This is a genomic window from Bacillus pfraonensis (assembly GCF_050768835.1).
GTDB lineage: Bacteria > Bacillota > Bacilli > Bacillales > Bacillaceae_G > Bacillus_A > Bacillus_A pfraonensis.
In genome coordinates this window covers 22,687-45,585 of the sequence record NZ_JAHCDO010000031.1, presented here as the reverse complement: position 1 = coordinate 45,585, position 22,899 = coordinate 22,687, and the positions used below count along the sequence as shown (strand labels likewise).

The following is a 22,899-nucleotide window of genomic DNA, read 5'->3' as shown; positions in this document are numbered from 1 at the left end:
GGGCAAACAAGGGATTCAAGGCGAGCAAGGACCTCAAGGCAAACGTGGACCTCAAGGCGAACAAGGAATTCAAGGCGAGCAAGGGGAGCGTGGACCTCAAGGCAAGCAAGGACCTCAGGGCGAGCGTGGAATTCAGGGCGAACAAGGGCCTCAAGGCGAGCAAGGACCTCAAGGCGAGCAAGGGCCTCAGGGCGAGCGTGGACCTCAGGGCGAGCAAGGGCCTCAAGGCGAGCAAGGACCTCAAGGCGAGCGTGGACCTCAAGGCGAGCAAGGACCTCAGGGCGAGCAAGGACCTCAGGGCGAGCGTGGACCTCAGGGCGAGCGTGGACTTCAGGGGTTTAGCTTTCCGGTAACTACAGCTGTACTAAAAAGTACACTTCCACAAGTTATAGAACCTAATCAAAACATACAGTTTAACCTTACATCAAACATAAATAACATACATTTCAATGCAACAGATACAATTACAATCCTTGAAGATGGTGTTTATATCATTGACTTTTCAGCTTCAACAATATTTTCAGGATCAGCTCCCTTCGGCTTTGGTATTTCCATTAATGGCAATATACCTTCAGATAACTTTTCAGCAAACGCAATTGGGAGCTCAATTACATTTTCAACCATCGAGACTTTAAAAGCACGAACTACAATTGCCATTCAATCTACTACTAATACAATCACTATTCCCGCTACAGGTGATACCACTGTTAGACTCACTATCTTCCGTATTCATTAGAGGATGTCTAAAAACACATAAATAAAAAAAGAGCGAATCTCTCGCTCTTTTTTGTTATGTACATTTCCTTGCTACTCTAGTTCAATTGAAACATTTTTTTGTGGAACAAATGTAGAAATAGCGTGTTTATAAATAAGCTGTTGCTTACCTTCTGTTTCCAATAATACTGTAAAGTTATCAAAACCTTTAATCAATCCACGAAGCTGGAAACCATTTAATAAGTACAGCGTCACAAACGTATTTTCTTTACGGAGTTGATTTAAAAACTGATCTTGAATATTGATTGATTGCTTCATGTCGAATCCTCCTCTTTTTCTCTACTTACTTATTATTCGACTTTAGTTGTAGTTTTCCTTCTATGTACCGCAAAATTTCTGCTGTTTTTTCGCCTTCGGTCACATCAAACCACGAGACATCCATTTTATTACGGAACCATGTTAGTTGACGTTTTGCATAGCGTCGTGAATTTGTTTTCAATTGAGCTATCGCTTCTTCCAGCGAAACTTGACCTTCAAAATAACTATATAATTCTTTATAACCAATCGCTTGGATTGATTGGCAGTCCCGAACACCACTTTCATACAAGGCTTTTACCTCTTGCAACAAACCTTGTTCGACCATAAGATTGACACGCAAGTTGATGCGATCATATAACATTTCACGATCCATCGTCAAGCCGATTAACGAAACATCATATAGCAACTTATTTTCCTGTTTTTCAAGTTGATCACTCATTTTTTGCCCTGTCGTATGAAAAATTTCCAATGCACGGATAACACGCCTTACATTGTTTTCATGTATTCGATTCGCACTTTCTGGATCCACCGATTGCAGTTTCTTATGTACATATTCTACACCATGTTCTGTCGCTAATTTCTCCAGTTTTTCTCGATACACAGGGTCTCCAGCTTCATCTGTAAACTGATAGTCATATAAAACCGATTGTATATAAAGGCCCGTACCACCAACAATAATCGGTAGTTTTCCGCGTTCTGTAATCTCTCGAATATGACCTCTAACAAGCTCTTGAAATTCCGCCACAGAAAATGAATCTTCCGGATTTTTTATATCGATCATGTAATGCGGAATCCCATCCATTTCTTCCGTTGTTACCTTAGCTGTCCCGATATCCATCGTACAATAAATTTGCATCGAGTCCCCGCTAATGATTTCACCATTTAAAGCTTTCGCAAGATCAATACTTAATTTCGTCTTTCCTACCGCAGTCGGTCCGATGATGACAGCAACTTTTTCACGTTGCAGTTCTCCCATATACTTCAACTCTCTTTATGTAATGTTATCCATCTAATCATTATATCCAATCTTACCAATTTTGATAGTCATAATGCAAGTTCTTTCAATACGGTAAATGAAATTCAAAAATAAAAATGACAATCCCATAATCAATAGGAATATCTTCTTCCCTCACCGATTATCATTCCAAACTAATCAACATTTTATAGAATTTTATATTTCACACCTCTCTCTGAATCTTGAGGTACATGCCTTACCACCTACAAACAGTGAAATAAAATTGACATAGTTTGTCCAACGATACATATACATGATAAAAAAGTAAGATCGGAGAGGATATAATGAAAATCGGACAGGCCACTATAAATTTTTCAACATTAACAGAAGAACTTATTTTAGCAACAGCATTAAAAGAAAAGAACTGCTCACAAGAAGAATTATATTTCGCTTTAAACTGCTTGCTACGTTCCTTTCACACTTTATTGGAAGACCAAGCTTTAGATGAACCAACTAAACAATATGCACAAACTCAATTTTGCAGTGCCTATAATATTATTACAGGACGAACTGTATATCCATTTTAATTCACAAAAGGCTGTTAGGAAATTCCTAACAGCCTGAAAAAACAGCACTCAATGCTTAAAAACTGGATGTATTTTTTAGCAACAATAACGTTATTTTAAAACTTTCACTTTAACAGTTTTACGTCCCCATTTGTTAGCAACTGTGTCAGAGCCAACTAGAACGTCGATACGGTTACCTTTAATTGCACCACCAGTGTCACCAGCAATTGCTTCTCCATATCCTTCTACCCATACTTTTGATCCTAATGGAATCACTTTCGGATCAACAGCAATCATCTTCATGTTCGGATTCGCTGTTAGGTCGTGACCCATTGCAGTTAATACACGACCACCATATGTGCCATTTTCGCTCGGATGAGCTGTATATGCTGTCGCTACAACTGTTAATTCACGACCACCAGAAGGAGCATTTGTTTCTGCCGCTTTTACTTGAGTAGCTGGCTTAGCAGCTGGTTTTTCTTGTGCCGCTGGAGCTTGTGCCTCTGCTTTTGCAGGTGCTTCAACTTTGGCAGGAGCAGGCGTTTCTTGTTTTTCAATAACAGGTGCTGTACCTGTTAAATAAGGAACATGAACGTAAGCCGTTTTCCCGTTATATTCGAATTGTAACCATTCATTTTGTACTTGGCTTGTTGTTTCAATCATATCGTCTTTCTTAAGCGTACCAAGAATTTCTGAGTTTGTGTTCGCTTCAGCACGTACGTTTAATACGTTTGCTGTTACGTAATAGATGCTTTTTGTAAATTCTGCGCTTACGAATACGTCTTTACCATTTAATTTGATTTGTGACCATCCGTTTTCTGTATTTGTAACATCTAATTTATGACCATTTAATAATTTTCCTACAACTTTTGATTCAGTAGTTGGGTTCTCGCGTACATTTAATACCTCTGTTGTTACAACAGTTTCTGCTTGTGCAGAAATAGTGAAAATCCCAAGACCAAAAACCGCTGCTGCTGCTATACCAATTAATTTTTTCATGAATAGCCTCCATTCGCTTTGTTTTCGTGTCCTCATTATAGCAACAGTTTTTTAGGAGATTTAGGATATCACAGAATTACAAACGATTCGTAATCAATCATTAATGCTTTGTAATATAAAGTAGAATAAAAGAAAAGAGTGTTCTATACGTATTTTTAAGAGATTTAATCATTTTTTTCTTTCAAATACATATGTTTTTTTTGCAATAAAAGTAATAGTATTACCATCTTGTTACAAAAAAAACACCGAAACATTACAAATGTTAGTTACATTATGTCTTTTTATGCAATAAATCTTTTGTATTTTACTATGATTCACATATTACTGACACAAAAACTCAAAAAGGACAACTACGTAGTTAAGTAGCTATCCTTTTTGAGTTTTATGAAATTTTCTTTTTCCATCCCCCTAGCATAAGAGCTGATACTGCAGAACCTATTAATATAGAAAGAATATATAACACTGGCTTATTTACTAATAGTATGACAAATATTCCACCGTGTGGCGCTGGCAATGTAATTCCAAATAACATCGATAATGCACCAGCAATACTTGATCCAACAACACAACTTACAATCACACGGATTGGATCAGCTGCTGCAAATGGAATTGCTCCTTCTGTAATAAATGACGCTCCCATAATATAATTTGTAAAACCTGATTTCCGCTCTGCTTCTGTAAATTTCGCTTTAAAAAGTGTAGTTGCAAAAGCAATTGCAAGTGGAGGGACCATTCCACCAGCCATAACAGCTGAATGTACACCAAAGTTTCCAGCCTCAATTGCAGCAATCCCAAATGTAAATGCCGCTTTATTAATCGGACCACCCATATCAACAGCCATCATTCCACCTAAAATAAGTCCTAATAATATAGCATTCGCACCACCTAAACCATTTAACCAACCCGTTAAGGCCTCATTTAAAGCAACAACAGGAGGGTTTACAACTTTTAACATTAATACCCCTGTAAGTAACAAACCAAGTACCGGATATAATAAAACAGGTTTAATCCCTTCTAATTGTACTGGTAAACCTGCCAACACTTTTTTTAAACCAACTACAATATAACCAGCTAAGAAGCCGGCAATTAACCCACCCAAAAACCCTGCATTTGCTTGTGCTGCTAAAAAACCACCAACAATACCAGGCATAAACCCCGGGCGATCAGCAATAGAACTTGCGATAAATCCAGCTAACACCGGAACAAGAAATGCAAATGCTCCCATCTTTCCTCCACCGATTGTCATGAGAGTCTCTGCAATTGGACCTTCTGCTTTAATTCCGCCGAAAGCAAAAGCAAGTGCAATTAAAATTCCACCTCCAACTACAAACGGTAACATATTACTTACACCGCTCATCAAATGCTTATATATGCCCAATCCTTTTTCTTGTTCTACCCCTTTTGCTTCTTCACTTTCTTTTCCACCTTTAAAAATCGGAGCGTCTTGATTTATCGCTCGATTAATTAACTGCTCTGATTTCCGAATACCATCTGCAACTGGTACTTGAATCACGTGTTTTCCCGCGAAACGATTCATTTCTACTTGCTTATCTGCCGCAACAATAATAGCTGTTGCACGTTCAATATCTTCTTTCGTTAATCCATTTTTCACACCAGTAGAACCGTTTGTTTCGACCTTAATCGCAACTCCTAATTCCACCGCTTTCGCCTTGAGACTATCCGCAGCCATATATGTGTGAGCGATACCAGTTGGACAAGCTGTTACCGCTAACACATACGGTTCATTCCCTTCTGGCTTTGCTGCTTCACTAAGTTCATCTTCTTGCTCGTTTTCCTTTTCTTTTTCATCAAACAAACGCAGAAGCTCCTCTTCACTTTTTGCCTCTAACAGTTGTTTACGAAACCCTTCATCCATTAATAATGTCGATAAGCGGGATAACGTTTCTAAATGCGTATTATTCGCACCTTCACTAGCCGCAATCATAAAGAATAAATGAGCTGGTTGTCCATCAAGCGACTCATAATTGACACCGCTTACACTGCGTCCAAAACAAATAGCTGGCTGTTTGACCGCTTTTGTTTTTGCATGTGGAATAGCAATCCCTTCGCCAATTCCAGTTGTACTTTGCATTTCACGCTTTAAAATAGCCTCTTTAAATTCCGCTTGATTATTTAACCTTCCTGCCTTTTCTAATTTCTCTACTAATTCATCGATGACAGCTTCTTTTGCTGAAGCTGTCAAATCCATAATAACTGTATCCCTTTTTAAAAGCTCTGTAATTTTCATATTCTGTTCCCCCTACCGCTTTGTAATCATTACTTGCGATAATAATTCCTCTACTTTATCTTTCGTACATAAATCCGCTGAAAACGCTGTTGCGCTTCCCGTTGCTACACCATAACGAAATGCTTCTTCGACATTTTTTGTTTTTTCATATATTCCCACAAACCCTGCAACAAGAGAATCTCCCGCTCCAACAGAATTGATAACCGTTCCTTTTGGCACGGTTGCCTCGTATACTCCTTTATTGGTAAATAACAAAGCTCCATCTCCTGCCATAGAGACAATTACATTCTGCACACCTTGTTCGATTAACTTTCTGCCATATGGAATCATTTCTTCTACTGTCGAAAGCTTTTCTTTAAATAATTCTCCAAGCTCATGATGATTTGGTTTTATTAAAAATGGCTTATTTTGAATTACATGCTGAAGCGCACTTCCACTCGTATCAACAATGACGTTAATCTGACGTTCTGCCCCAAAATTAGCCATTGTTTCATAAAATGTTTTTGGAATCGATGCAGGAATACTACCGGCTAATACAAGATAATCACCAGCCTGCATATTTTCCATTTCGCCCATTAAATGTTGAAGCTGTCCATCCGTAATAACAGGCCCTTGACCATTCAGCTCTGTTTCTTCCTCCCCCTTTATTTTCACATTAATACGCGAATCCCCATCTACATGAACAAAATTCGTCTTAACACCTTCACTTTTCAAAACATCTTCAATGAATCGACCTGTGAATCCCCCTATAAAACCGAGCGCTGTATTCTCTATTCCAAGTCGATAAAGCACACGGGATACATTAATTCCTTTCCCGCCAGGAAATTTCATATCGTTTTCCGCTCGATTGACAGTTCCCAGCTTGAAACACTCCGTTTGCACAACATAATCTATCGATGGATTTAAAGTAACTGTATAAATCATCATTTATCAACCTCAATTACATTTGTTTTTCGCTTATATTCTTCTTGCTCTTCTTCTAATACATTTGTAATAATTGTCGCTTCTTCAATACTTGCAATTTTCGCAAATGCAACTTCAGAAAATTTACTTTCATCTATTAAAAAATAACCTTCATTCGCTAATGTTAATGCCATTTTTTTCAGCAATGCTTCTTCAGGATCTGGTGTTGTATATCCAAGCTGTTCATGCACACCATTCGCCCCTAAGAAACACTTATCAAATCGGTATTGCTGCATACTTTCCTGTGCCATTGCACCAATTAATGCTTTTGTTCGACTCTTCATCATCCCGCCAAGTAAATAAGCTCGAATATTATTTTCAACTAATGCTTCAATATGCATAAGCCCATTTGTCACAACGGTAACTTCTTTCTCTATTAAATACGGAATCATTTCAAATGTTGTACTTCCTGCATCTAAATAAACGCAATCACCCTTTTCTACAAAAGACGCAGCATATTTAGCGATTTGTTTTTTCACTTGAATGTTTTTGGCTGATTTTTCAACCATCGTAGGCTCTTCACCTTTTCCAGTTAATACAGCAGCTCCGCCATGCACTCGTTTTAATAATCGCTCTTTCTCTAATTGTGCTAAATCACGACGGATTGTCGATTCTGAACTTTTAGTTTCTTCCACCAACTGTTGTAATTTCACTACTTTATTTTCTTTCACAAGCTGTAAAATTCGCTGATGACGTTCAGGAGTTAACATATCACTCACCTCTCCTTTGATTACAGTATAATGAAACCGAATTCAAAAATCAATCAAAAACATTCAAAATCGATCAAATAAAATCACCAAACATTCAATAACACTCAAAAAACCTTCTTGATACATATCAAGAAGGTTTTTTAAATTATTTTTATTCTTTATAATGACGCTCTATAAATTGCAACTACGTCTTCTTTATTTAATTTCTTAAAATGACCGAATTCACCATATACCATCGCTTTTTCAGCCATTACATCAATTTTCGCTTCTCCAATTTCATAGTCAGCTAAACGGGATGGCGCTTCAATAGATGTCCAAAAACTTCTCAACGCTTCGATACCTTCTAAGGCAATTTCCTTATCCGCTTTTCCATCTGCTTCTACATGAAATACACGTACCGCAAATTGTTTAAAGCGGTCTACATTTTCATCTAAAACATGTTTCATCCAATTCGGGAATAAAATCGCTAAGCCGCCACCATGTGGAATATCATACACAGCTGAAACGGCGTGCTCAATATTATGCGTTGCCCAATCACCGCGGACGCCCATTGCTAAAATACCATTTAGCGCCATTGTCCCGCAATATAAAATCGTTTCCCTGTGCTCATAGCTTTCTAAATCGTTTAAAAGTTTTGGAGCTGTTTCAATTACCGTTTTTAAAATAGATTCACAGTAACGGTCTTGCAATTCTGTATTCGTATCTTGATGAAAGTATTGTTCTAACACATGCGACATAATATCAACCATACCGTAGATCGTTTGGTTTCGCGGAACAGAAGCTGTATGAGCTGGATCTAGAATAGAAAATTGCGGGAAAGTAACTGGACTGCCCCATCCATACTTTTCATTCGTTTCCCAATTTGTAATAACAGAACCAGCATTCATCTCAGAACCTGTCGCTGCAAGAGTTAATACTGTACCAAATGGTAAAGCTTCATTTGCAAATGCTTTCTTTGTCACAATGTCCCATACATCACCATCGTATTTACTACCGGCAGCAATTGCTTTCGTACAATCGATAACACTTCCACCACCGACAGCTAAAATAAATTGAATATCGTTTTCTTTGCACATTCGAATTCCCTTGTTTACAGTAGATAAACGTGGGTTTGGTTCAACACCTGTTAACTCAAAAATTTCTGCATCAATTTCTTTTAAGATAGCAATTACATTATCATATATACCATTTCGTTTAATACTTCCCCCACCATATACGAGAAGAACCTTTTTACCATACTGGGGAATCTCTGTCTTTAATTGCTCTAATTGTCCTTGACCAAAAATAAGCTTTGTCGGATTACGAAACACAAAATTTTGCATAATTCCCTATCCATCCTTTCACTATAAAAATTACTATACTTTTGTATAACATATTTCGCTCATTTCACAAAAATATTTGCTTTAACAAAAAATCTCAGCCTTTTCGGCTGAGATTTTTTACTGATAATACGGTGAAATCATTAAATAAACAATAACACCAGAAAGACTTACATATAACCAAATTGGCATCGTCCAACGTACAATCTTACGATGACGAGTCAATTGATTTGTAAAACCATATACAAGTGAGAACAATGCAAGCGGTACGATAATTGCTGCAAGGAAAATATGCGTAAGTAAAATAAAGAAGTACACATATTTAATTACTCCTTCTCCACCGAAATGCGTCGCTGGTGCCAAGTAATGATACGTTAAATAGGAGACACAAAATAACAATGTTGTTGTAAATGCTGCAAGAATAAAACCTCGATGCATCTTTACATTCTTTTTAATAATAGAGAACAATGCTGCCAATAAAAATACAAATGTAAAGCTATTAAAAATTGCATTTAACATCGGCAAAATTGTTACATCAAAATGCACCTCTCCTTTGTAGCCAACAGGTCCAAAAAACAAAAATAAAATAATCGCATTGACGATCACAGAAAGCGTTATCACAATAGGAGCATAGCTCTTCTGATTATTTAATCGATCCGTCAAATTGTTCACTCCCTCTTCCTCTTCTACATATGTACAGTTAACCACACTATTTTAACATATTATCAACAGTATAAATGTGACAATACTTTGACACACTAAAATTAAACAAAGAAAAAACCTTCTTAATCATAACTTCTTAAGAAGGATTTTATCGCTTTATTATTAAAATAGCAATTCACTTAGTTTTTGTTAGAAAACATGTCACTGTATGCTTGAAAAATCTCTGATACTTGATATCCCATTAAAGAAATTGCTGTTAACGAAAAGAAACCAATCATAAGAAATCGAAACCACATATTATTCTCCTCCTTGTATTTAGCTTATAAACAATACGCTGCATTACAAGTCGGATTACAATCTCCCTCTTTGGCTTCTTTTTTCTTCACGATAGCCGTTATAAACCGAATCATAAAGAATGCACTAAAAGGAATTTCCATCCATTTTATATTAGCATAGCAGAGCAACGGTTCCCGCTCTAAATCGGACGGAGATGAAAAGGAATAGAACATACCTTGCTCTTCCATGTATACAATTACAATTTTTAAACAAAATAAAATCCCAAGAAATGAAACAATATCTTGCCACTCTGTTGTATACAATACATTATAAAGATCGAATACGTACTCTTCCATTATCACCCCTCCTTCCTTTTTTACCATTTTCCTCGCCTGTATATAAAAAGTCAAGAAAAATGTTTTATATACACTATGTCAATGGTAGTTACATAATTTCAACTTTCACTTCTTGTTCTTGCAATATTTGAACGATTAACTCAAGCACTATTTTTTGCAGTAACTGATACACTTTTTTCTGAGACGTACTTTTCTCATTTGAACAAGCTACGATATACTCAATACGCTGCAAAATATAACCATCCACAAGTAAAATGCCTTTTTCAACTGTTACTGAATTTCGCTTTACATTTTTAGCTTCTGGTGAAAAAAATTTACTATCCGTCAAAATAACCTCCTGCGAAATCCCTTTAATTCCTGCGACTTTTTCTTGAAATATCACTTTTTCTTTCAAACCAATCTCAGTTTTAAACTTTCCTATTTCTATCGGAAGTCTTGTCGTTATATAATTATTAGATATGTTATCTTTTTTCTCTTTTGACAACACGTTATGCATAGGAGTCCAGAAAGATTGTTTTATATCACTATCCTCAAAATTACTTATATCTCCCACATTCGCAAGTTCTAAAAGCACCCTATTTTCAAAAAGCTTTGAAGAAACGAAATGACAATACGGTTCTTCATGATAGTGATGTACTGTAGCTAACATCTTCGCCTCTAATTCATAAAGCATTTTCTCCGTTTCGTTTTGAAATATAAATACTTCTTCATCTTTGCTACTTAAAATAGGTAGGTTTAAAAAATCAGATACTTCAGCAACAGTAGAAAATGGGGTTTTCACGATTATAGAACGTGCTGCACTTCCTATTTTTAATTCATTTGGAGATTTATTTACTTCCTTGTGTCCTTCCGTTGAGTTATCCTCTTCTACGCTCTCTTCAATCGGTTTATCTGCTTTCTTGCTCCCTTCGGTTGATCTATCCTCTTCTATGCTCTCTTCAATCAGTTTATCTGCTTTCTTGCCCTCTTCCGTCGATCTATCCTCTTTTATGCTCTCTTCAATCGGTTTATCTGCTTTCTTGCTCCCTTCCATTGATCTATCCTCTATACTCTCTTCAATCAGTTTATCTGCTCCCTTGTCCCCTTTCGCTGATCCATCCTCTTCTACGCTCTCTTCAATCGATTTATCTGCTTCCTTTTTCTTTAGAATCTTTTTGTGTTTAGTAAAAAGTTTATCCACCATTTTATTACTAATCCACGGATTGGTAGTAATAATAGGTAGGTTTAAAAAATTTGATACTTCAGCACCAGTAGAAAACGCTTTTTCCACGGTTATGGAACGTCCTGCTCTTCCTATTTTTAATTCATTTGGAGATTTATTTACTTCCTTATGCTCTTCAGATAATTTTTCCTCTTTCACACCCTCTGCAATCAATGTGTCTGCTTTCTTGTGCTCTTCTATCGTTATATCCTCTTTCACATTTTCTTCAATCAATTTATGTTTTTTCTTGCTCTTTAGAGTTTTTTTATGTTTAGAAAAAAGTTCATCCACCACTTTATTACTGATCCACGGATTGCTCATCACCAATCACTTCCTAACTGATGAATTGAAAAGTGTATGTATTTTTAAAATATACATAACCGTTTCAACATTATATATGTCTTATAACAATAAAAAAGACATCCTCTTTTAGAATTAAAAGAGAATGTCTTTTTTTGTTATACGTTTACTTGCTGAACTTGTAAAACTTTCAAAGTAAGATCTAATACTATTTTTTCACGAATTTCCTTAAAATCATCATTTATACGTGTAGGGCATGGTGAAAAGTCTAATTCGTAAAAGTCTGCACGTATTAATTCACAGTACGGTTGTTCATTATAAAAAGTAGTATTTTCAAAGAAATACTTGTCCAAACGAGGTAAATCACCGTCTTTCGGATTAATGAATTGTGATCTACTTGCTGAGCCAGCAGCAAAAAGTGGGGGAGTTAGGAAATCATCTTCAGTTAAGTCAACGAAACCGTAGAATGGGACATTTGCAGTTCGATAGCGAAGGTTTCCATTACAATCACTAGTAGCATATTCGATATTCTTACGAATATAGCCTTCTACAAATAATTTTGCTCGCGTTACTTCACGGTATCCTGTGTCATTAAAATCCTCGAACGCAACTGGTACAAGTTTACATTGTGTTAAAAATACATCTTTTAACACTCAGTTAATTTCTACTGCTCCATCTTCAAGCTCAATATTTGCTTCTACAACAATTTGGACGATTCTTTCTGCTAAAACAACTGGGATTTTCACCCTTGCAGTTTCTCTTACGATAGCTGGTGCATCTGCATCATTAAGTGGAATTTGAGTTTGTCCTTTAACTGAACAAGGTACATGTTTCGAACATTTTCCACTCATATTTTACCTTCTCCTTTTGATAACATTTTTAGAGTTTTAAAAACTCGTTATGCTATAACTTATGTACGTTTTCTATTAATGGTATAGATTTGTATAATAGTCAGTTTTATTATTTTATAGAAATAATGAAGCTCTTATAGTCATTTACATATAAACGTTAAAACTATATACCTATCATTTTCATAGAATACACCGCCTACATTTTTACCATTAATTGACAAAACCATTCGAATTATGTAACATAATTTTATCGACATGATCTGCAATGCATGTACTTTTTATTTATATTTGATTGTTGATGAAAAATTCTACAGAACAACTCTAAGTAATTTTTACTTACCAAGATGAATATCATTTTTGGTGTTTTTATGTATGTTCCGAGAAAAATCTCATCTTAACGTTCTGAGAAAAACTTTTAATTGAGGGTCTATACTCGTTCCCAAAAATTATCAATCTAACCATCAATAAGACGAAAAACTCATTGATGGGATGGAGTCATGTATCAAAAATATGGAGGGGTTGTTTATGTCTGTCTATACACCACAAGAAATTACTACGTTAGCCGCAAGTTCAGGCCAAAAAAAAGCACTTTTACCGTTACTTCCCATGATGATTTTAGGTTTTTTTGGCGGCGCTTTCATAGCGCTAGGTTATCTACTTGATATTCACGTGATTGGAACAATGCCAAAATCCTGGGGATCTTTTACTAGTTTTCTAGGAGCAGCCGTTTTTCCTATCGGTCTAATTCTAGTTATTCTTGCAGGTGGTGAACTAGTGACCGGTAATATGATGACCGTATCGATTGCGTGGTTTTCCAAAAAAATCTCTTTCTCTAAAGTATTAAAAAATTTACTAATTGTTACAATTAGCAACTTTATTGGTGCTGTATTTGTCGCGTATTTTTTCGATCACATCGTCGGATTAACAGAGGGAGAATTTTTAGCCAAAACGGTATCGATTGCGGAGGCCAAGCTACATGATACACCAGTACAAGCATTTGTCTCTGCTATTGGTTGTAACTGGCTCGTTTGTTTAGCAGTTTGGCTTAGTATGGGTAGCAAAGAATTTGCTGGAAAAATAATTGGTATTTGGTTTCCCGTTATGACTTTTGTTGCAATTGGCTTTCAACACGTTGTTGCCAATATGTTCGTTATTCCAGCCGCCATTTTTGCAGGGCACCTAACTTGGATGGAATACTTACCGAATTTCATTATCGTCTTCTTTGGAAACTTAGTCGGTGGTATACTATTCGTAGCGCTCCCTTACTTCTTGGCTTATCACAAACGCGAGCAATCCAAAAGTAAAACAACAGAATTAAAGAAAAAATCCGTAACTGCTTAACAAAAAGAATTTAATAGAAAACGTATAGTACACTTGTTCTCTTCTCTTTTATACGTTATAATAACAACTTAAATAGCATTATTTACATATGAGGTGAAGATATGAATAAAACAGAATTAATTAAAAATGTAGCACAAACAGCTGAAATTTCTCAAAAAGAAGCTACTGTAGTTGTACAATCTGTAGTAGAAGCAATCACAAATACTTTAGCTGCTGGTGAAAAAGTACAACTTATCGGATTCGGTACATTCGAAGTTCGTGAAAGAGCTGCTCGTACAGGCCGTAACCCACAAACAGGTGAAGAAATGCAAATCGCAGCTTCAAAGGTACCTGCATTTAAAGCTGGTAAAGAATTAAAAGAAGCAGTAAAATAATAAAAAAACAGCCTTCTCGCTTATGAGAAGGCTGTTTTTTCATTACCTGTGTTCTTTTAAAATATCTACTTATTATTCATTTGTTACTGTCCCTGTTTTATCTAAAATAATTGTATTTAAGCGATGTGTTGCTTCTAAATACTTCTCCATACTCAGCTGAACGTCCTGAGCCCGCCATAATAGATGTCGGTGTTGCAAGTCCTAAAGCACGTGGTCTCTTTTTGTCTATTCATGCTATTCACTCCTTATCCTTATACAGCTATAGAGTATATTTTTTTGTTAAAAGAAATCGTACCTATTTAAGTACGATTTCTTTTATGTTTCAAAACTCTTTATTGAACTTCATAACCTTGATCTTCAATTACAACAATAATATCTTTGAGAGTAACTATTGAAGAATCCATTTCTACTTCAACAGTACCTGCAGCTAAGTGAACTTTTACTTGTTCAACACCATTTAACCCTTTTACGCTTCCTTCAATAGAGTTTACACAGTGCCCACAAGACATACCTTCAACTTTTAATGTTAACTTTTCCATCTAATATCCTCCTCTTGTTATTTCATTATTTATTGGTTATAAATAAATAATACCATACCTCCCTAAGGTATTGAATAGGCGTAGGTCATTATTTTTTAAAATCTTTTTTAACTTCAGTAGTTCTTGTTTCATTCTTACAGCCCCCTATGCATCCCACTAAATGTATCTCCGTTTCCTTATAACTTAAAACCACCATACCATCAATAGGTATACAAAAAAACAAGCCAGTTAACTCACTAGCTTGTTTGATTATGCTTTTGAGAATCTTTCAAACACTGTCATTAATTCTTCAATCGCTTCATCTCCATTACCCTCTTTAATCGCATTAGAAACACAATGATTTGTATGATTTTTCAGTATCCCCATACCAACTTTCTTCATCGCTGCATTAATAGCTGAAATCTGCACTAAAATATCAACACAATAACGATCATTTTCAATCATATTCTGAATACCACGAACTTGCCCTTCAATTCTCTTTAACCTATTCATAATTTGTTCTTTTTCTTTATCCGATCTATGGCTAGTAACCGTTTCATTTTTATTATGATCCATTTTATCACCTTCTTAAAGTTTATCCTCATCCACATGGTACAATGCCCCCCATGAGTATACCAATTATAGCATTAAACATACATATGGTGATACCCTATATAAACGAAAAGACCTATACTACAAAGTATAGGTCTTTTCAATCAATATTATTTAGGAAAAACAAGTCATTATACGACCAATTCATTATGTTTAATTTTGAGAGTTTCAATTTGAATTGTTGTGTGTTCAATATGGAATTCTTGTTTTAGCATGTTAATTATCATTTGTAAAATTTCTTGATAATCTTGTTTTTTATCAATCATTACATGACAACTTAAAGCATCTAATCCCGATGTAATTGTCCAAATATGAAGATCATGTACATCACGTACACCTTCTATTTGTCTAATTGCCCGTTTTACTTTAGATAATTCAATTGATACAGGTGTCCCTTCCATTAAAATATGGATGGAATGCTTCGTAACTCCCCAAGCACTTTTCAATATTAATACGGCTACAATAACAGAAATAGTCATTTCCTATATAAAAAAGGTAAGCTTCTGCTTACCTTTTGGACAACATATATAGACTAATCAAATGAAGTTTTCAAGTGATTTATTAAAAACAATGATTAGAGTACATTACTTACAAATCTCAGTGCCTTACTTAAAGCTGTTGGTACTACTGATGCATGGTTCTCCCCCTCAGCTTCATAAAATGCAAATCGTAATTTATTATGTTGCAAATTCAGTAAACGCTCTGATAATGCAGTGGCATCTCGAACCATATGCTCTCTTTCTAATGCTCCCACTGTCAGAAAGACTCCAACTTCAGAACTCGCTCTGTCCAATTCATTTATAAACGCTGCTTTGTTTTCAAGAACAGACTGGTTATTCCACCAAATAGATGGGCTACTGATGAAATAATTTTGAAAGGCGTTTGTATTTGTAAACAATACATGTAAAGCAAATAATCCACCGAGTGAATGTCCAAATATTGTTTGCTTTGCTCTATCAATCTCAAAATCCTTTTCGATTTGCGGCTTCAATTCCTCTTGAAGAAATGCTAAAAATTCATTTGCTCCTCCTGACTTAGGCCATGGTTTTCCATCAGGTTTTTGCAGCGCATCCTTAGAAGGCACGGAAGGAGTAAAATCATAACACCTTTCAGAAGCTGCAAAAGTTCCTTCTATCGGATAGCCTACACCAACAATTATAGATGGTACAACTCCTGTTTTTTCTGCTCTTACTGATTGGATCTTAATAGCTTCTTGGAACGTTTGAAAAAATGCGTTTCCATCTAATACATAAATTACAGGATATCCATGTTCTGGAGCAGGTTGCTTTGGCTTCGAAATATAAATTTGATATTCACGATTTCCTATTTTCGAATACATCTTCCATTGCTCTGCACCAGAAATAGTAACATCTTTTTTTTCAATACTCGTATTCATGTTATTCTCCCCTCCTCTTCCCATTTTAACTAGTTACGTATATTTCAGTACTTTCTTCTTGGAACACACTATCATAACCGAAACATACAGGAGCTCCATTATATGGATCTATCATGACCCGTGCATCAATATGAAATACACGTTTTAATACTTCATTTGTAATGATTTCTACTGGGCTTCCTGCTGTAATAATTTTTCCATCTTTCATTGCAATAATCTCATCTGAAAATCGCGCTGCATGATTAATATCATGTAAAACCATAACAACCGTACATTTGTGATCTTTGTTTAATCGTTCAACAATTTGCAGTACTTCTAATTGATGAGACATATCAAGGTATGTAGTCGGTTCATCTAATAATAAAACTTCTGTTTCTTGTGCTAAAGCCATTGCTAGCCATACTTTTTGTCTTTGTCCACCAGATAGATTTCCGATTTGACGCGTACGAAAAGCAGATGTTTTTGTAATATCTAATGCCCAATCAATCATTTCTTTATCTTTTGGTGATAGTTTATTCACATTATTTCGATGTGGGTAACGTCCGTAAGAAATCAATTCTTCCACTTTCAGTTCGCCTGGTGCAATTGGGTTTTGTGGAAGTAGTGCGAGCTGCTTTGCAATTTGTTTTGTAGGAATTGTATTTAAATCCTGCCCTTGCAAATACACTTTTCCGCTTTTTTGTTTTAAAATGCGCCCCATTGTTTTTAAGAGTGTTGATTTCCCGCATCCATTTGGGCCAATAATTGTGGTAACTTTCCCTTTTTGTATCTCTACATTCAAATCACGAAACACTGTAAACTTTTCATAACTTGTTTCTAAATTTTCAGCCCTTAGATCATTCACTTTCTCTCACTCCTCTTACGCCTTCGCTTTATATAACAAATATAGGAAATATGGTACACCAATAATCGAAATGACAATTCCAACTGGTAATTCCACAGGTGTAAATATTGTTTTTGCAATAAAGTCTGAAACAATGACAAGTAACATACCGATTGCTCCACATACAGGAATCACATACTTATGCTGAATACCAACGAGACGTTTTGCAATATGCGGTGCCATCAGTCCTACAAATCCGATACTGCCCGAGACAGCAACACAAGCACTTACTAATCCAATACTACTTAATAATAAAATAGACTTTTCTCTCTCAACCGAAACTCCTAAACTCGTAATACTCGTTTCCTCCAATTGAAATAAATCAAGTAAATAGGCTTTTCTTTTAATTATAGGAATTAGGATAATGAGCCATGGCAGCATAGCAATAATATATTTCCAATTTGCATTATATATACTCCCGGAAACCCAAACGGCAGCCATTTCAAAGTCAGTTGCTTTCATTTTCAATGATAAATACATAGAAAATGCACCAAATCCTGATCCTATCGCAATTCCTGTTAATAAAAGACGTTGGGAATCTAGTTTTCCATTTCGCCAAGAAAACATATAAATTAATATAGCTGCACCTAAACCACCAACTAACCCAAACATTGGCATCATCATAATCGAAACCCAGTCCGTACTTTTCAACTGTCCTTGAAAGAAAAACATAAAAATAACAATTGCAGTTCCGGCTCCAGCATTCACACCTAAAATACCCGGATCAGCTAAACCGTTTCTTGTAATTCCTTGAATAACAGCTCCAGCAATTCCAAGACCTAACCCTACTAAACCAGCTATTACGATTCTCGGAAGTCGAAAGTCAAATATTACTAGATCATGTTCAGGTACGGGGTTAATCCGAAAAATCGTCCGAAATACATCCGCAATTGTAATATCAAATGTACCATTTGTTAAACTTATATAAATAGCAAACAAAATTAAAAGTATAATAATCCCCATTGTCATTACATAATACCGACTTGAATCCTTAAGCATGTTTCTCTCCTCCTCTTGTACGAATTAAATAAAGGAAGAAAGGAATTCCAATTAAAGACGTAACGACTCCTATTGGTGTTTCAAACGGATAATTTACAAACCTACTTACTATATCGCATAAAGCTAAAAACAAACCACCAATTACTCCTGCACAAGGGATAATCCATTTATAGTCTACTCCAATTAAGAAACGAGTAATATGCGGAATAATAAGTCCGACAAAACCTATTTTTCCGACTAGCGCAACAGCCGTCCCTGTCAAGAATATAACTGATATAATAGCGGTCGCTTTTACCAGCTTTGTACGTTGTCCTAAATTAACAGAAACCTCTTCTCCTAATGAAAGAATCGTAATAGATTTCGATATTAACAACGCTAAAATAATCCCAACGATACCGAAAGGAATTGCTAATTTTATTACATTTGGATCCACTTGATGTAATTTTGCATTATACCAAAAACTAATATTTTGAGAAACTTGGAAGTAGGATGCGATTGCAGCAGAAATACTACTTAAAAAAGTACCAATAACAGTTCCTATAATCGCTAACCTAACTGGTGATAAGCCGTTTCGGAGCAGTGAACCAAAACCAAAAACAATTCCTGCGCCTAGCGCTGAACCAAGCATAGAACATAAAATCATATTAACCGAAGACATTCCAGGAAGAAATACCATGCAAATTGTTATCACAAAAGCAGAGCCATCTGTTACACCCATAATAGAAGGGGATGCAAGATAGTTTCTTGTCATCCCCTGCATAAGTGCTCCTGATATGGCTAGAAACGCTCCTACTAAAAGAGCTGCAACTACCCTTGGTAAACGAGAAGTAATAATAATATTATGATTTACATTGCTTGAATCGAAATGAAATATTGCATTCCAAGTTGTTTCAAAATCAATATTTTTTGCACCATATAAAATAGAAAGTATGATTGTAAGGAAAATAAATATGGGTGCTAAGCATAAAATTACCATTGGTATTGAATTCATTCTTCGCATATCATTCAACGCACCTTACTTATTTAATTATTTAGCTAAGTTTTTTTCCGCCTCTTTTAAAAATGTTGTTTTACTCCAAGCTGTACCACCTTGTGCCATTGGATCAACTGTATTGACAAATACTTTTTTATCTTTTACAGCAGTAATACTTTGCCAGATTGGATTGCTTTGTAAGTCTTCTAATACTTGTGGTTTATCCTTATTCTCGCTCTCTTCAAATTGTAAGAAGATATAATCTGGATTACTCTCAGCTAATTTTTCTAAGGAGATTGCTTCTTGTGCTTTTACAGCTTTAATTTCTTCTGGAACAGTTAATCCTAAATCTTTATAAATAACTGGGTTGAAGTAAACGCCTTCTGGATAAAGATACAAGTTACTAGCTCTTAGTCTTATTACAAGAACCTTTTTATCTTTTAATTTATCACCAATTTTTTCTTTCGCTTTTTCAGCATCAGCTTTATAATCTTTAATAATTTTTTCCGCTTTATCTTTTTTACCAGATAGCTCTCCCATTAACTTCAAGTTTTCTTCCCAATTTGTAGAAATATGTGATACTGGGAATGTTGGGGCTACCTTTGCAAATTTCTCAGCTGCTTCTGGTGGGAATTTTGAGCTAGATGTAATTACATCTGGTTTTAATTGAAGTAATGTTTCAAAATTTGGTTCCATTTTCTCACCGATAGACTTTGCACCTTTTAAATCTTCTGCTAAGTACTTCGGTAATTGTCCGCCTACTGTTATTGCTCCTACTGGCTTAATGCCAAGTACAGCTGCATCTTCCATTGATTCTAAGCTAGCTGTTGCAATTTTTGATACTTTTGCAGGCACTGTATATTCTTTACCTAAGTATGTAATCTTTTGTTTCTCATCTTTCTTCGTTTCAGTTGCTTTTGATTCTTGTTTTTGTTCTCCTGAACTTTTATCTACGCTGTTACATGCTGCAAGACCAATACTTAATACTGTGACCATCCCTAGTGTAAATAATTTCTTATTCATGCTTATAAATACTCCTCTCTAAATTAACAACCTTTAAATATATTATTTTAATGAAATCCTATTTCTATTTATGTATTCACTTACAATACATCTATTTAAAATTACAACTCATTTACTTCACTTCCTCTGATAATCAATTATCTTCTTCCCTCACTCACTGATAAACATTATCATTGATAATGATTATCGTTACTAAGTATATAGCTATATACAAATTATTTCAAGAATGATTTGAAAAATTTTAACAAAAAAAGTCGTATTCATCTTGATGATAGATACGACTTTTTTTCTAAAATTCCATATTCAATTCAACAGGACAATGATCTGATCCCATTATTTCACTATTGATTTTCGCATCAACAATTTTATTTTTTAACCTCTCAGAGACAACAAAATAATCCAAACGCCACCCAATGTTTTTCGCTCTTGCGTTCATACGATATGACCACCATGAATAAGCCCCTTCTCTATTAGGATATAAATAGCGGTATGTATCAATAAATCCTTCATCTAAAACCCGGGTGAACTTTTCTCTTTCTTGATCTGAAAACCCTGGATTTTTTCGATTTGTTTTTGGATTTTTCAAATCAATTTCTTTATGTGCTACATTTAGATCCCCACAAAAAATAACTGATTTCTTTTTATCTAATTGTTTAATATACGATAAAAAATCTTCTTCCCACTTCATGCGATAATCTAAACGTTCTAAGCCTCTTTTCGCATTTGGTGTATAGAGCGTTAGCATATAAAAATCTTCAAATTCTAATGTAATGAGTCTTCCTTCTTGATCATGCTCTTCAATCCCTAAGCCATATGTAACAGAAAGCGGTTCTTTTTTTGATAAAATAGCAGTTCCTGAATAACCTTTTTTCACAGCATAATTCCAGTACACATGGTACCCTTCAAGATTTAGATCCATTTGTCCACTTTGCAATTTAATTTCTTGCAAACAAAAAATATCCGCATCGACTTCCTGTAAGTATTCTATAAAACCACCTTTTGCAATAACTGCTCGTAAACCATTTACATTCCACGAAATAAATTTCACTTTTTGTTCCTCCTCTTGCTGCTGTAGCATAATATCATACTCGCTCTATATTTATATTTTCTGCTTACATGCTAACACAAAATATAACGTCTATCATTTTCACCTTTGTAATCTTGCTCTTACATTCATAAATACGTACATGGGTACTTGTTTCAGGATATACTAATTTCGGAGGTGGTTCCATGCAAAATGAGAGATTACAATTCGAAACAAGTGTAAATCATTTGACGGATGAACGCTGGCAAGCGATTATACACAACGATACTTCCTATGATGACAAATTTTTTTACGCCGTAAAGACAACAGGTATTTTTTGCCGCCCATCATGTAAATCTAGAACACCTAACAAAGACAATGTACGAATTTTTCTCAATGCAAAACAAGCACTATCCGAAAAATTCCGTCCTTGCAAACGTTGTAAGCCAAATGGATTAAAGTTACCTAATGAAGATTGGGTAACTCAAATTATAGAGTACATGGATAAAAATTATCACGAACCATTAACTCTTGAAATACTTGCAGATAGGTGTCATGGCAGCCCCTATCATTTACAGCGTACTTTTAAGCAAATGAAAGGCATCACTCCGCTAGAGTATATGCAACAATTAAGGATTTCCAAAGCTATGCAGTATCTTACAAATACAAATCAAACAATTATAGAAATAGGTTTTGCTGTGGGTATAGCTAACACTGCACATTTTGCAACATTATTTAAAAAGAAAACAGGGTATACCCCTACTGAATATCGAAAAATGAATCATACAAGCGAGGGAAAGTACAATGGAATCTAAAACAAATCAAATTATATATTGGACTCTATTTGTTCACGAAAACTGGCATATGTATATTGCCGCAACATCAACAGGATTATGCTTTGTAGGATCTCAAGATCAAACTTTTGAAGAATTAACCACTTGGACGAAAAAACGTTTTTCAAAGCATACTTTAGTTCAGAATCTCTTAAAGTTACAACCATATGTTCAAGAACTAGAAGAGTATCTAAAAAAACAACGGGAAATCTTTACATGTCCGATTGATGTTCACGGAACTCCTTTTCAATTAGCTGTTTGGAATGCATTACGTGAAATTCCTTATGGAAAAACCTATTCCTACTCAGATATTGCACGGCTTATTCAAAAACCAAAATCAGTACGCGCTGTAGGCACAGCGATTGGAGCTAATCCTTTACTAATTACAATTCCTTGCCATCGTGTGATTGGAAAGAACGGGGAGTTATCTGGTTTTAGAGGTGGATTAACAATGAAAAAAAATTGTTAACATTAGAAAAAAATA

General features: G+C 35.3%; 25 protein-coding genes and 3 pseudogenes. 7 read left to right on the top strand and 21 right to left on the bottom strand.

Translation table 11 applies throughout. The features are described 5' to 3' along the window. The coding region (locus KFD70_RS23405) for a hypothetical protein (protein WP_431613435.1) at positions 1-353 on the top strand (353 nt) is incomplete at its 5' end. A gap of 35 nt (positions 354-388) precedes the next feature. After that, positions 389-736 carry a Gly-Xaa-Xaa repeat protein gene (locus KFD70_RS23400; protein ID WP_336453192.1) on the top strand — a complete coding sequence of 116 codons (348 nt, stop codon included), beginning with the start codon at positions 389-391 and terminating at the stop codon, positions 734-736. A gap of 71 nt (positions 737-807) precedes the next feature. Here KFD70_RS23400 and hfq read toward each other — a convergent pair whose 3' ends face one another. Together hfq and miaA are read right to left on the bottom strand one after the other, a co-directional pair. Then, on the bottom strand, positions 808-1,032 hold the full coding sequence (hfq, locus tag KFD70_RS23395) for an RNA chaperone Hfq (RefSeq protein WP_000813896.1): 225 nt from the start codon (positions 1,030-1,032) through the stop codon (positions 808-810). Between the two features lie 25 nt (positions 1,033-1,057). Beyond that, positions 1,058-2,008, bottom strand: coding sequence for a tRNA (adenosine(37)-N6)-dimethylallyltransferase MiaA (miaA, locus tag KFD70_RS23390; RefSeq protein ID WP_336453121.1), 951 nt, complete (start codon positions 2,006-2,008; stop codon positions 1,058-1,060). Positions 2,009-2,337: 329 nt separating this feature from the next. Here miaA and KFD70_RS23385 point away from each other — a divergent pair, with 329 nt between their 5' ends. Further along, positions 2,338-2,574, top strand: a complete 237-nt coding sequence (locus KFD70_RS23385) for a hypothetical protein (protein ID WP_336453193.1) — start codon at positions 2,338-2,340, stop codon at positions 2,572-2,574. Positions 2,575-2,664: 90 nt separating this feature from the next. Here the strand turns inward: KFD70_RS23385 and KFD70_RS23380 are convergent, their stop codons facing one another. The 9 genes and pseudogenes from KFD70_RS23380 to KFD70_RS23340 form a co-directional block, all read right to left on the bottom strand. Next, complete coding sequence (locus KFD70_RS23380) at positions 2,665-3,552, bottom strand: cell wall-binding protein EntA (protein ID WP_336453122.1); 888 nt, start codon at positions 3,550-3,552, stop codon at positions 2,665-2,667. A gap of 382 nt (positions 3,553-3,934) precedes the next feature. Beyond that, on the bottom strand, positions 3,935-5,800 hold the full coding sequence (locus KFD70_RS23375) for a PTS fructose transporter subunit IIABC (protein ID WP_336453123.1): 1,866 nt from the start codon (positions 5,798-5,800) through the stop codon (positions 3,935-3,937). A 12-nt stretch (positions 5,801-5,812) separates the two neighbouring features. Further along, entirely contained in the window at positions 5,813-6,724 is a 912-nt protein-coding gene (gene pfkB, locus KFD70_RS23370; protein ID WP_336453194.1) for a 1-phosphofructokinase, read from the bottom strand. Then, a complete protein-coding gene (locus KFD70_RS23365; RefSeq protein WP_336453124.1) occupies positions 6,724-7,473 on the bottom strand; it encodes a DeoR/GlpR family DNA-binding transcription regulator in 750 nt (249 codons plus the stop codon). Before KFD70_RS23365 ends, pfkB begins: the two co-directional genes overlap by 1 nt. Positions 7,474-7,631: 158 nt before the next feature. Beyond that, positions 7,632-8,795 carry an iron-containing alcohol dehydrogenase gene (locus KFD70_RS23360; RefSeq protein ID WP_336453125.1) on the bottom strand — a complete coding sequence of 388 codons (1,164 nt, stop codon included), beginning with the start codon at positions 8,793-8,795 and terminating at the stop codon, positions 7,632-7,634. A gap of 117 nt (positions 8,796-8,912) precedes the next feature. Further along, a complete protein-coding gene (locus KFD70_RS23355; RefSeq protein ID WP_420792365.1) occupies positions 8,913-9,464 on the bottom strand; it encodes a DUF420 domain-containing protein in 552 nt (183 codons plus the stop codon). A gap of 311 nt (positions 9,465-9,775) precedes the next feature. Beyond that, entirely contained in the window at positions 9,776-10,087 is a 312-nt protein-coding gene (locus tag KFD70_RS23350; protein WP_336453126.1) for a hypothetical protein, read from the bottom strand. A gap of 88 nt (positions 10,088-10,175) precedes the next feature. Beyond that, the gene (locus KFD70_RS23345) at positions 10,176-11,447 is read right to left on the bottom strand and encodes a BC_2427 family protein (protein ID WP_431613434.1); all 1,272 of its coding nucleotides are present in this window, start codon (positions 11,445-11,447) and stop codon (positions 10,176-10,178) included. Between the two features lie 299 nt (positions 11,448-11,746). Further along, a pseudogene (locus KFD70_RS23340) lies at positions 11,747-12,439 on the bottom strand (CsxC family protein). 525 nt (positions 12,440-12,964) lie between these two features. Between KFD70_RS23340 and KFD70_RS23335 the strand changes: the two are divergent. Together KFD70_RS23335 and KFD70_RS23330 are read left to right on the top strand one after the other, a co-directional pair. Continuing rightward, positions 12,965-13,780, top strand: a complete 816-nt coding sequence (locus KFD70_RS23335) for a formate/nitrite transporter family protein (RefSeq protein WP_431613433.1) — start codon at positions 12,965-12,967, stop codon at positions 13,778-13,780. A gap of 101 nt (positions 13,781-13,881) precedes the next feature. After that, positions 13,882-14,154 carry an HU family DNA-binding protein gene (locus tag KFD70_RS23330; protein ID WP_336453128.1) on the top strand — a complete coding sequence of 91 codons (273 nt, stop codon included), beginning with the start codon at positions 13,882-13,884 and terminating at the stop codon, positions 14,152-14,154. 78 nt (positions 14,155-14,232) lie between these two features. On the opposite strand, the pseudogene KFD70_RS23325 reads toward KFD70_RS23330, so the two are convergent. From KFD70_RS23325 to KFD70_RS23280, 10 genes and pseudogenes are all read right to left on the bottom strand, one after another. Beyond that, positions 14,233-14,368: pseudogene (locus KFD70_RS23325) on the bottom strand (hypothetical protein); the annotation flags it as partial. A gap of 118 nt (positions 14,369-14,486) precedes the next feature. Then, entirely contained in the window at positions 14,487-14,693 is a 207-nt protein-coding gene (copZ, locus tag KFD70_RS23320) for a copper chaperone CopZ (RefSeq protein ID WP_336453130.1), read from the bottom strand. A gap of 249 nt (positions 14,694-14,942) precedes the next feature. Continuing rightward, positions 14,943-15,248 (bottom strand): metal-sensing transcriptional repressor, encoded by a 306-nt coding sequence (locus tag KFD70_RS23315; protein WP_336453131.1) that lies wholly within the window; start codon positions 15,246-15,248, stop codon positions 14,943-14,945. A 167-nt stretch (positions 15,249-15,415) separates the two neighbouring features. After that, positions 15,416-15,757, bottom strand: a pseudogene (locus KFD70_RS23310) (cation diffusion facilitator family transporter); the annotation flags it as partial. A gap of 101 nt (positions 15,758-15,858) precedes the next feature. Further along, on the bottom strand, positions 15,859-16,680 hold the full coding sequence (locus tag KFD70_RS23305; protein ID WP_336453132.1) for an alpha/beta hydrolase: 822 nt from the start codon (positions 16,678-16,680) through the stop codon (positions 15,859-15,861). A 25-nt stretch (positions 16,681-16,705) separates the two neighbouring features. After that, entirely contained in the window at positions 16,706-17,524 is an 819-nt protein-coding gene (locus KFD70_RS23300) for an ABC transporter ATP-binding protein (RefSeq protein ID WP_336453133.1), read from the bottom strand. Positions 17,525-17,539: 15 nt separating this feature from the next. Continuing rightward, positions 17,540-18,562: a FecCD family ABC transporter permease gene (locus KFD70_RS23295; RefSeq protein WP_431613432.1), complete on the bottom strand. Its 1,023-nt coding sequence runs from the start codon at positions 18,560-18,562 to the stop codon at positions 17,540-17,542. Then, positions 18,555-19,562, bottom strand: coding sequence for a FecCD family ABC transporter permease (locus KFD70_RS23290; protein WP_336453135.1), 1,008 nt, complete (start codon positions 19,560-19,562; stop codon positions 18,555-18,557). Before KFD70_RS23290 ends, KFD70_RS23295 begins: the two co-directional genes overlap by 8 nt. Before the next feature lie 27 nt (positions 19,563-19,589). Further along, the gene (locus KFD70_RS23285; RefSeq protein WP_336453136.1) at positions 19,590-20,558 is read right to left on the bottom strand and encodes an iron-hydroxamate ABC transporter substrate-binding protein; all 969 of its coding nucleotides are present in this window, start codon (positions 20,556-20,558) and stop codon (positions 19,590-19,592) included. 289 nt (positions 20,559-20,847) lie between these two features. Then, complete coding sequence (locus KFD70_RS23280) at positions 20,848-21,606, bottom strand: exodeoxyribonuclease III (protein WP_336453137.1); 759 nt, start codon at positions 21,604-21,606, stop codon at positions 20,848-20,850. Between the two features lie 182 nt (positions 21,607-21,788). Between KFD70_RS23280 and KFD70_RS23275 the strand changes: the two genes are divergently transcribed. Beyond that, positions 21,789-22,397 (top strand): bifunctional transcriptional activator/DNA repair enzyme AdaA, encoded by a 609-nt coding sequence (locus KFD70_RS23275; RefSeq protein WP_336453138.1) that lies wholly within the window; start codon positions 21,789-21,791, stop codon positions 22,395-22,397. Beyond that, positions 22,387-22,884: a methylated-DNA--[protein]-cysteine S-methyltransferase gene (locus KFD70_RS23270; RefSeq protein ID WP_336453139.1), complete on the top strand. Its 498-nt coding sequence runs from the start codon at positions 22,387-22,389 to the stop codon at positions 22,882-22,884. The genes KFD70_RS23275 and KFD70_RS23270 overlap by 11 nt, the downstream gene beginning before the upstream one ends. The last annotated feature ends 15 nt before the right edge of the window (positions 22,885-22,899 follow it).

Bases quoted from the DNA above. Each gene is read 5' to 3' on its own strand.
- KFD70_RS23295 (WP_431613432.1), bottom strand. From the start codon at position 18,562: ATGCTTAAGGATTCAAGTCGGTATTATGTAATGACAATGGGGATTATT.
- KFD70_RS23350 (WP_336453126.1), bottom strand. From the start codon at position 10,087: ATGGAAGAGTACGTATTCGATCTTTATAATGTATTGTATACAACAGAG.
- KFD70_RS23330 (WP_336453128.1), top strand. From the start codon at position 13,882: ATGAATAAAACAGAATTAATTAAAAATGTAGCACAAACAGCTGAAATT.
- KFD70_RS23275 (WP_336453138.1), top strand. From the start codon at position 21,789: ATGCAAAATGAGAGATTACAATTCGAAACAAGTGTAAATCATTTGACG.
- KFD70_RS23290 (WP_336453135.1), bottom strand. From the start codon at position 19,562: ATGCGAAGAATGAATTCAATACCAATGGTAATTTTATGCTTAGCACCC.
- miaA (WP_336453121.1), bottom strand. From the start codon at position 2,008: ATGGGAGAACTGCAACGTGAAAAAGTTGCTGTCATCATCGGACCGACT.
- KFD70_RS23270 (WP_336453139.1), top strand. From the start codon at position 22,387: ATGGAATCTAAAACAAATCAAATTATATATTGGACTCTATTTGTTCAC.
- KFD70_RS23285 (WP_336453136.1), bottom strand. From the start codon at position 20,558: ATGAATAAGAAATTATTTACACTAGGGATGGTCACAGTATTAAGTATT.
- KFD70_RS23315 (WP_336453131.1), bottom strand. From the start codon at position 15,248: ATGGATCATAATAAAAATGAAACGGTTACTAGCCATAGATCGGATAAA.
- KFD70_RS23305 (WP_336453132.1), bottom strand. From the start codon at position 16,680: ATGAATACGAGTATTGAAAAAAAAGATGTTACTATTTCTGGTGCAGAG.
- KFD70_RS23360 (WP_336453125.1), bottom strand. From the start codon at position 8,795: ATGCAAAATTTTGTGTTTCGTAATCCGACAAAGCTTATTTTTGGTCAA.
- KFD70_RS23335 (WP_431613433.1), top strand. From the start codon at position 12,965: ATGTCTGTCTATACACCACAAGAAATTACTACGTTAGCCGCAAGTTCA.
- KFD70_RS23365 (WP_336453124.1), bottom strand. From the start codon at position 7,473: ATGTTAACTCCTGAACGTCATCAGCGAATTTTACAGCTTGTGAAAGAA.
- copZ (WP_336453130.1), bottom strand. From the start codon at position 14,693: ATGGAAAAGTTAACATTAAAAGTTGAAGGTATGTCTTGTGGGCACTGT.
- KFD70_RS23380 (WP_336453122.1), bottom strand. From the start codon at position 3,552: ATGAAAAAATTAATTGGTATAGCAGCAGCAGCGGTTTTTGGTCTTGGG.
- KFD70_RS23375 (WP_336453123.1), bottom strand. From the start codon at position 5,800: ATGAAAATTACAGAGCTTTTAAAAAGGGATACAGTTATTATGGATTTG.
- hfq (WP_000813896.1), bottom strand. From the start codon at position 1,032: ATGAAGCAATCAATCAATATTCAAGATCAGTTTTTAAATCAACTCCGT.
- pfkB (WP_336453194.1), bottom strand. From the start codon at position 6,724: ATGATTTATACAGTTACTTTAAATCCATCGATAGATTATGTTGTGCAA.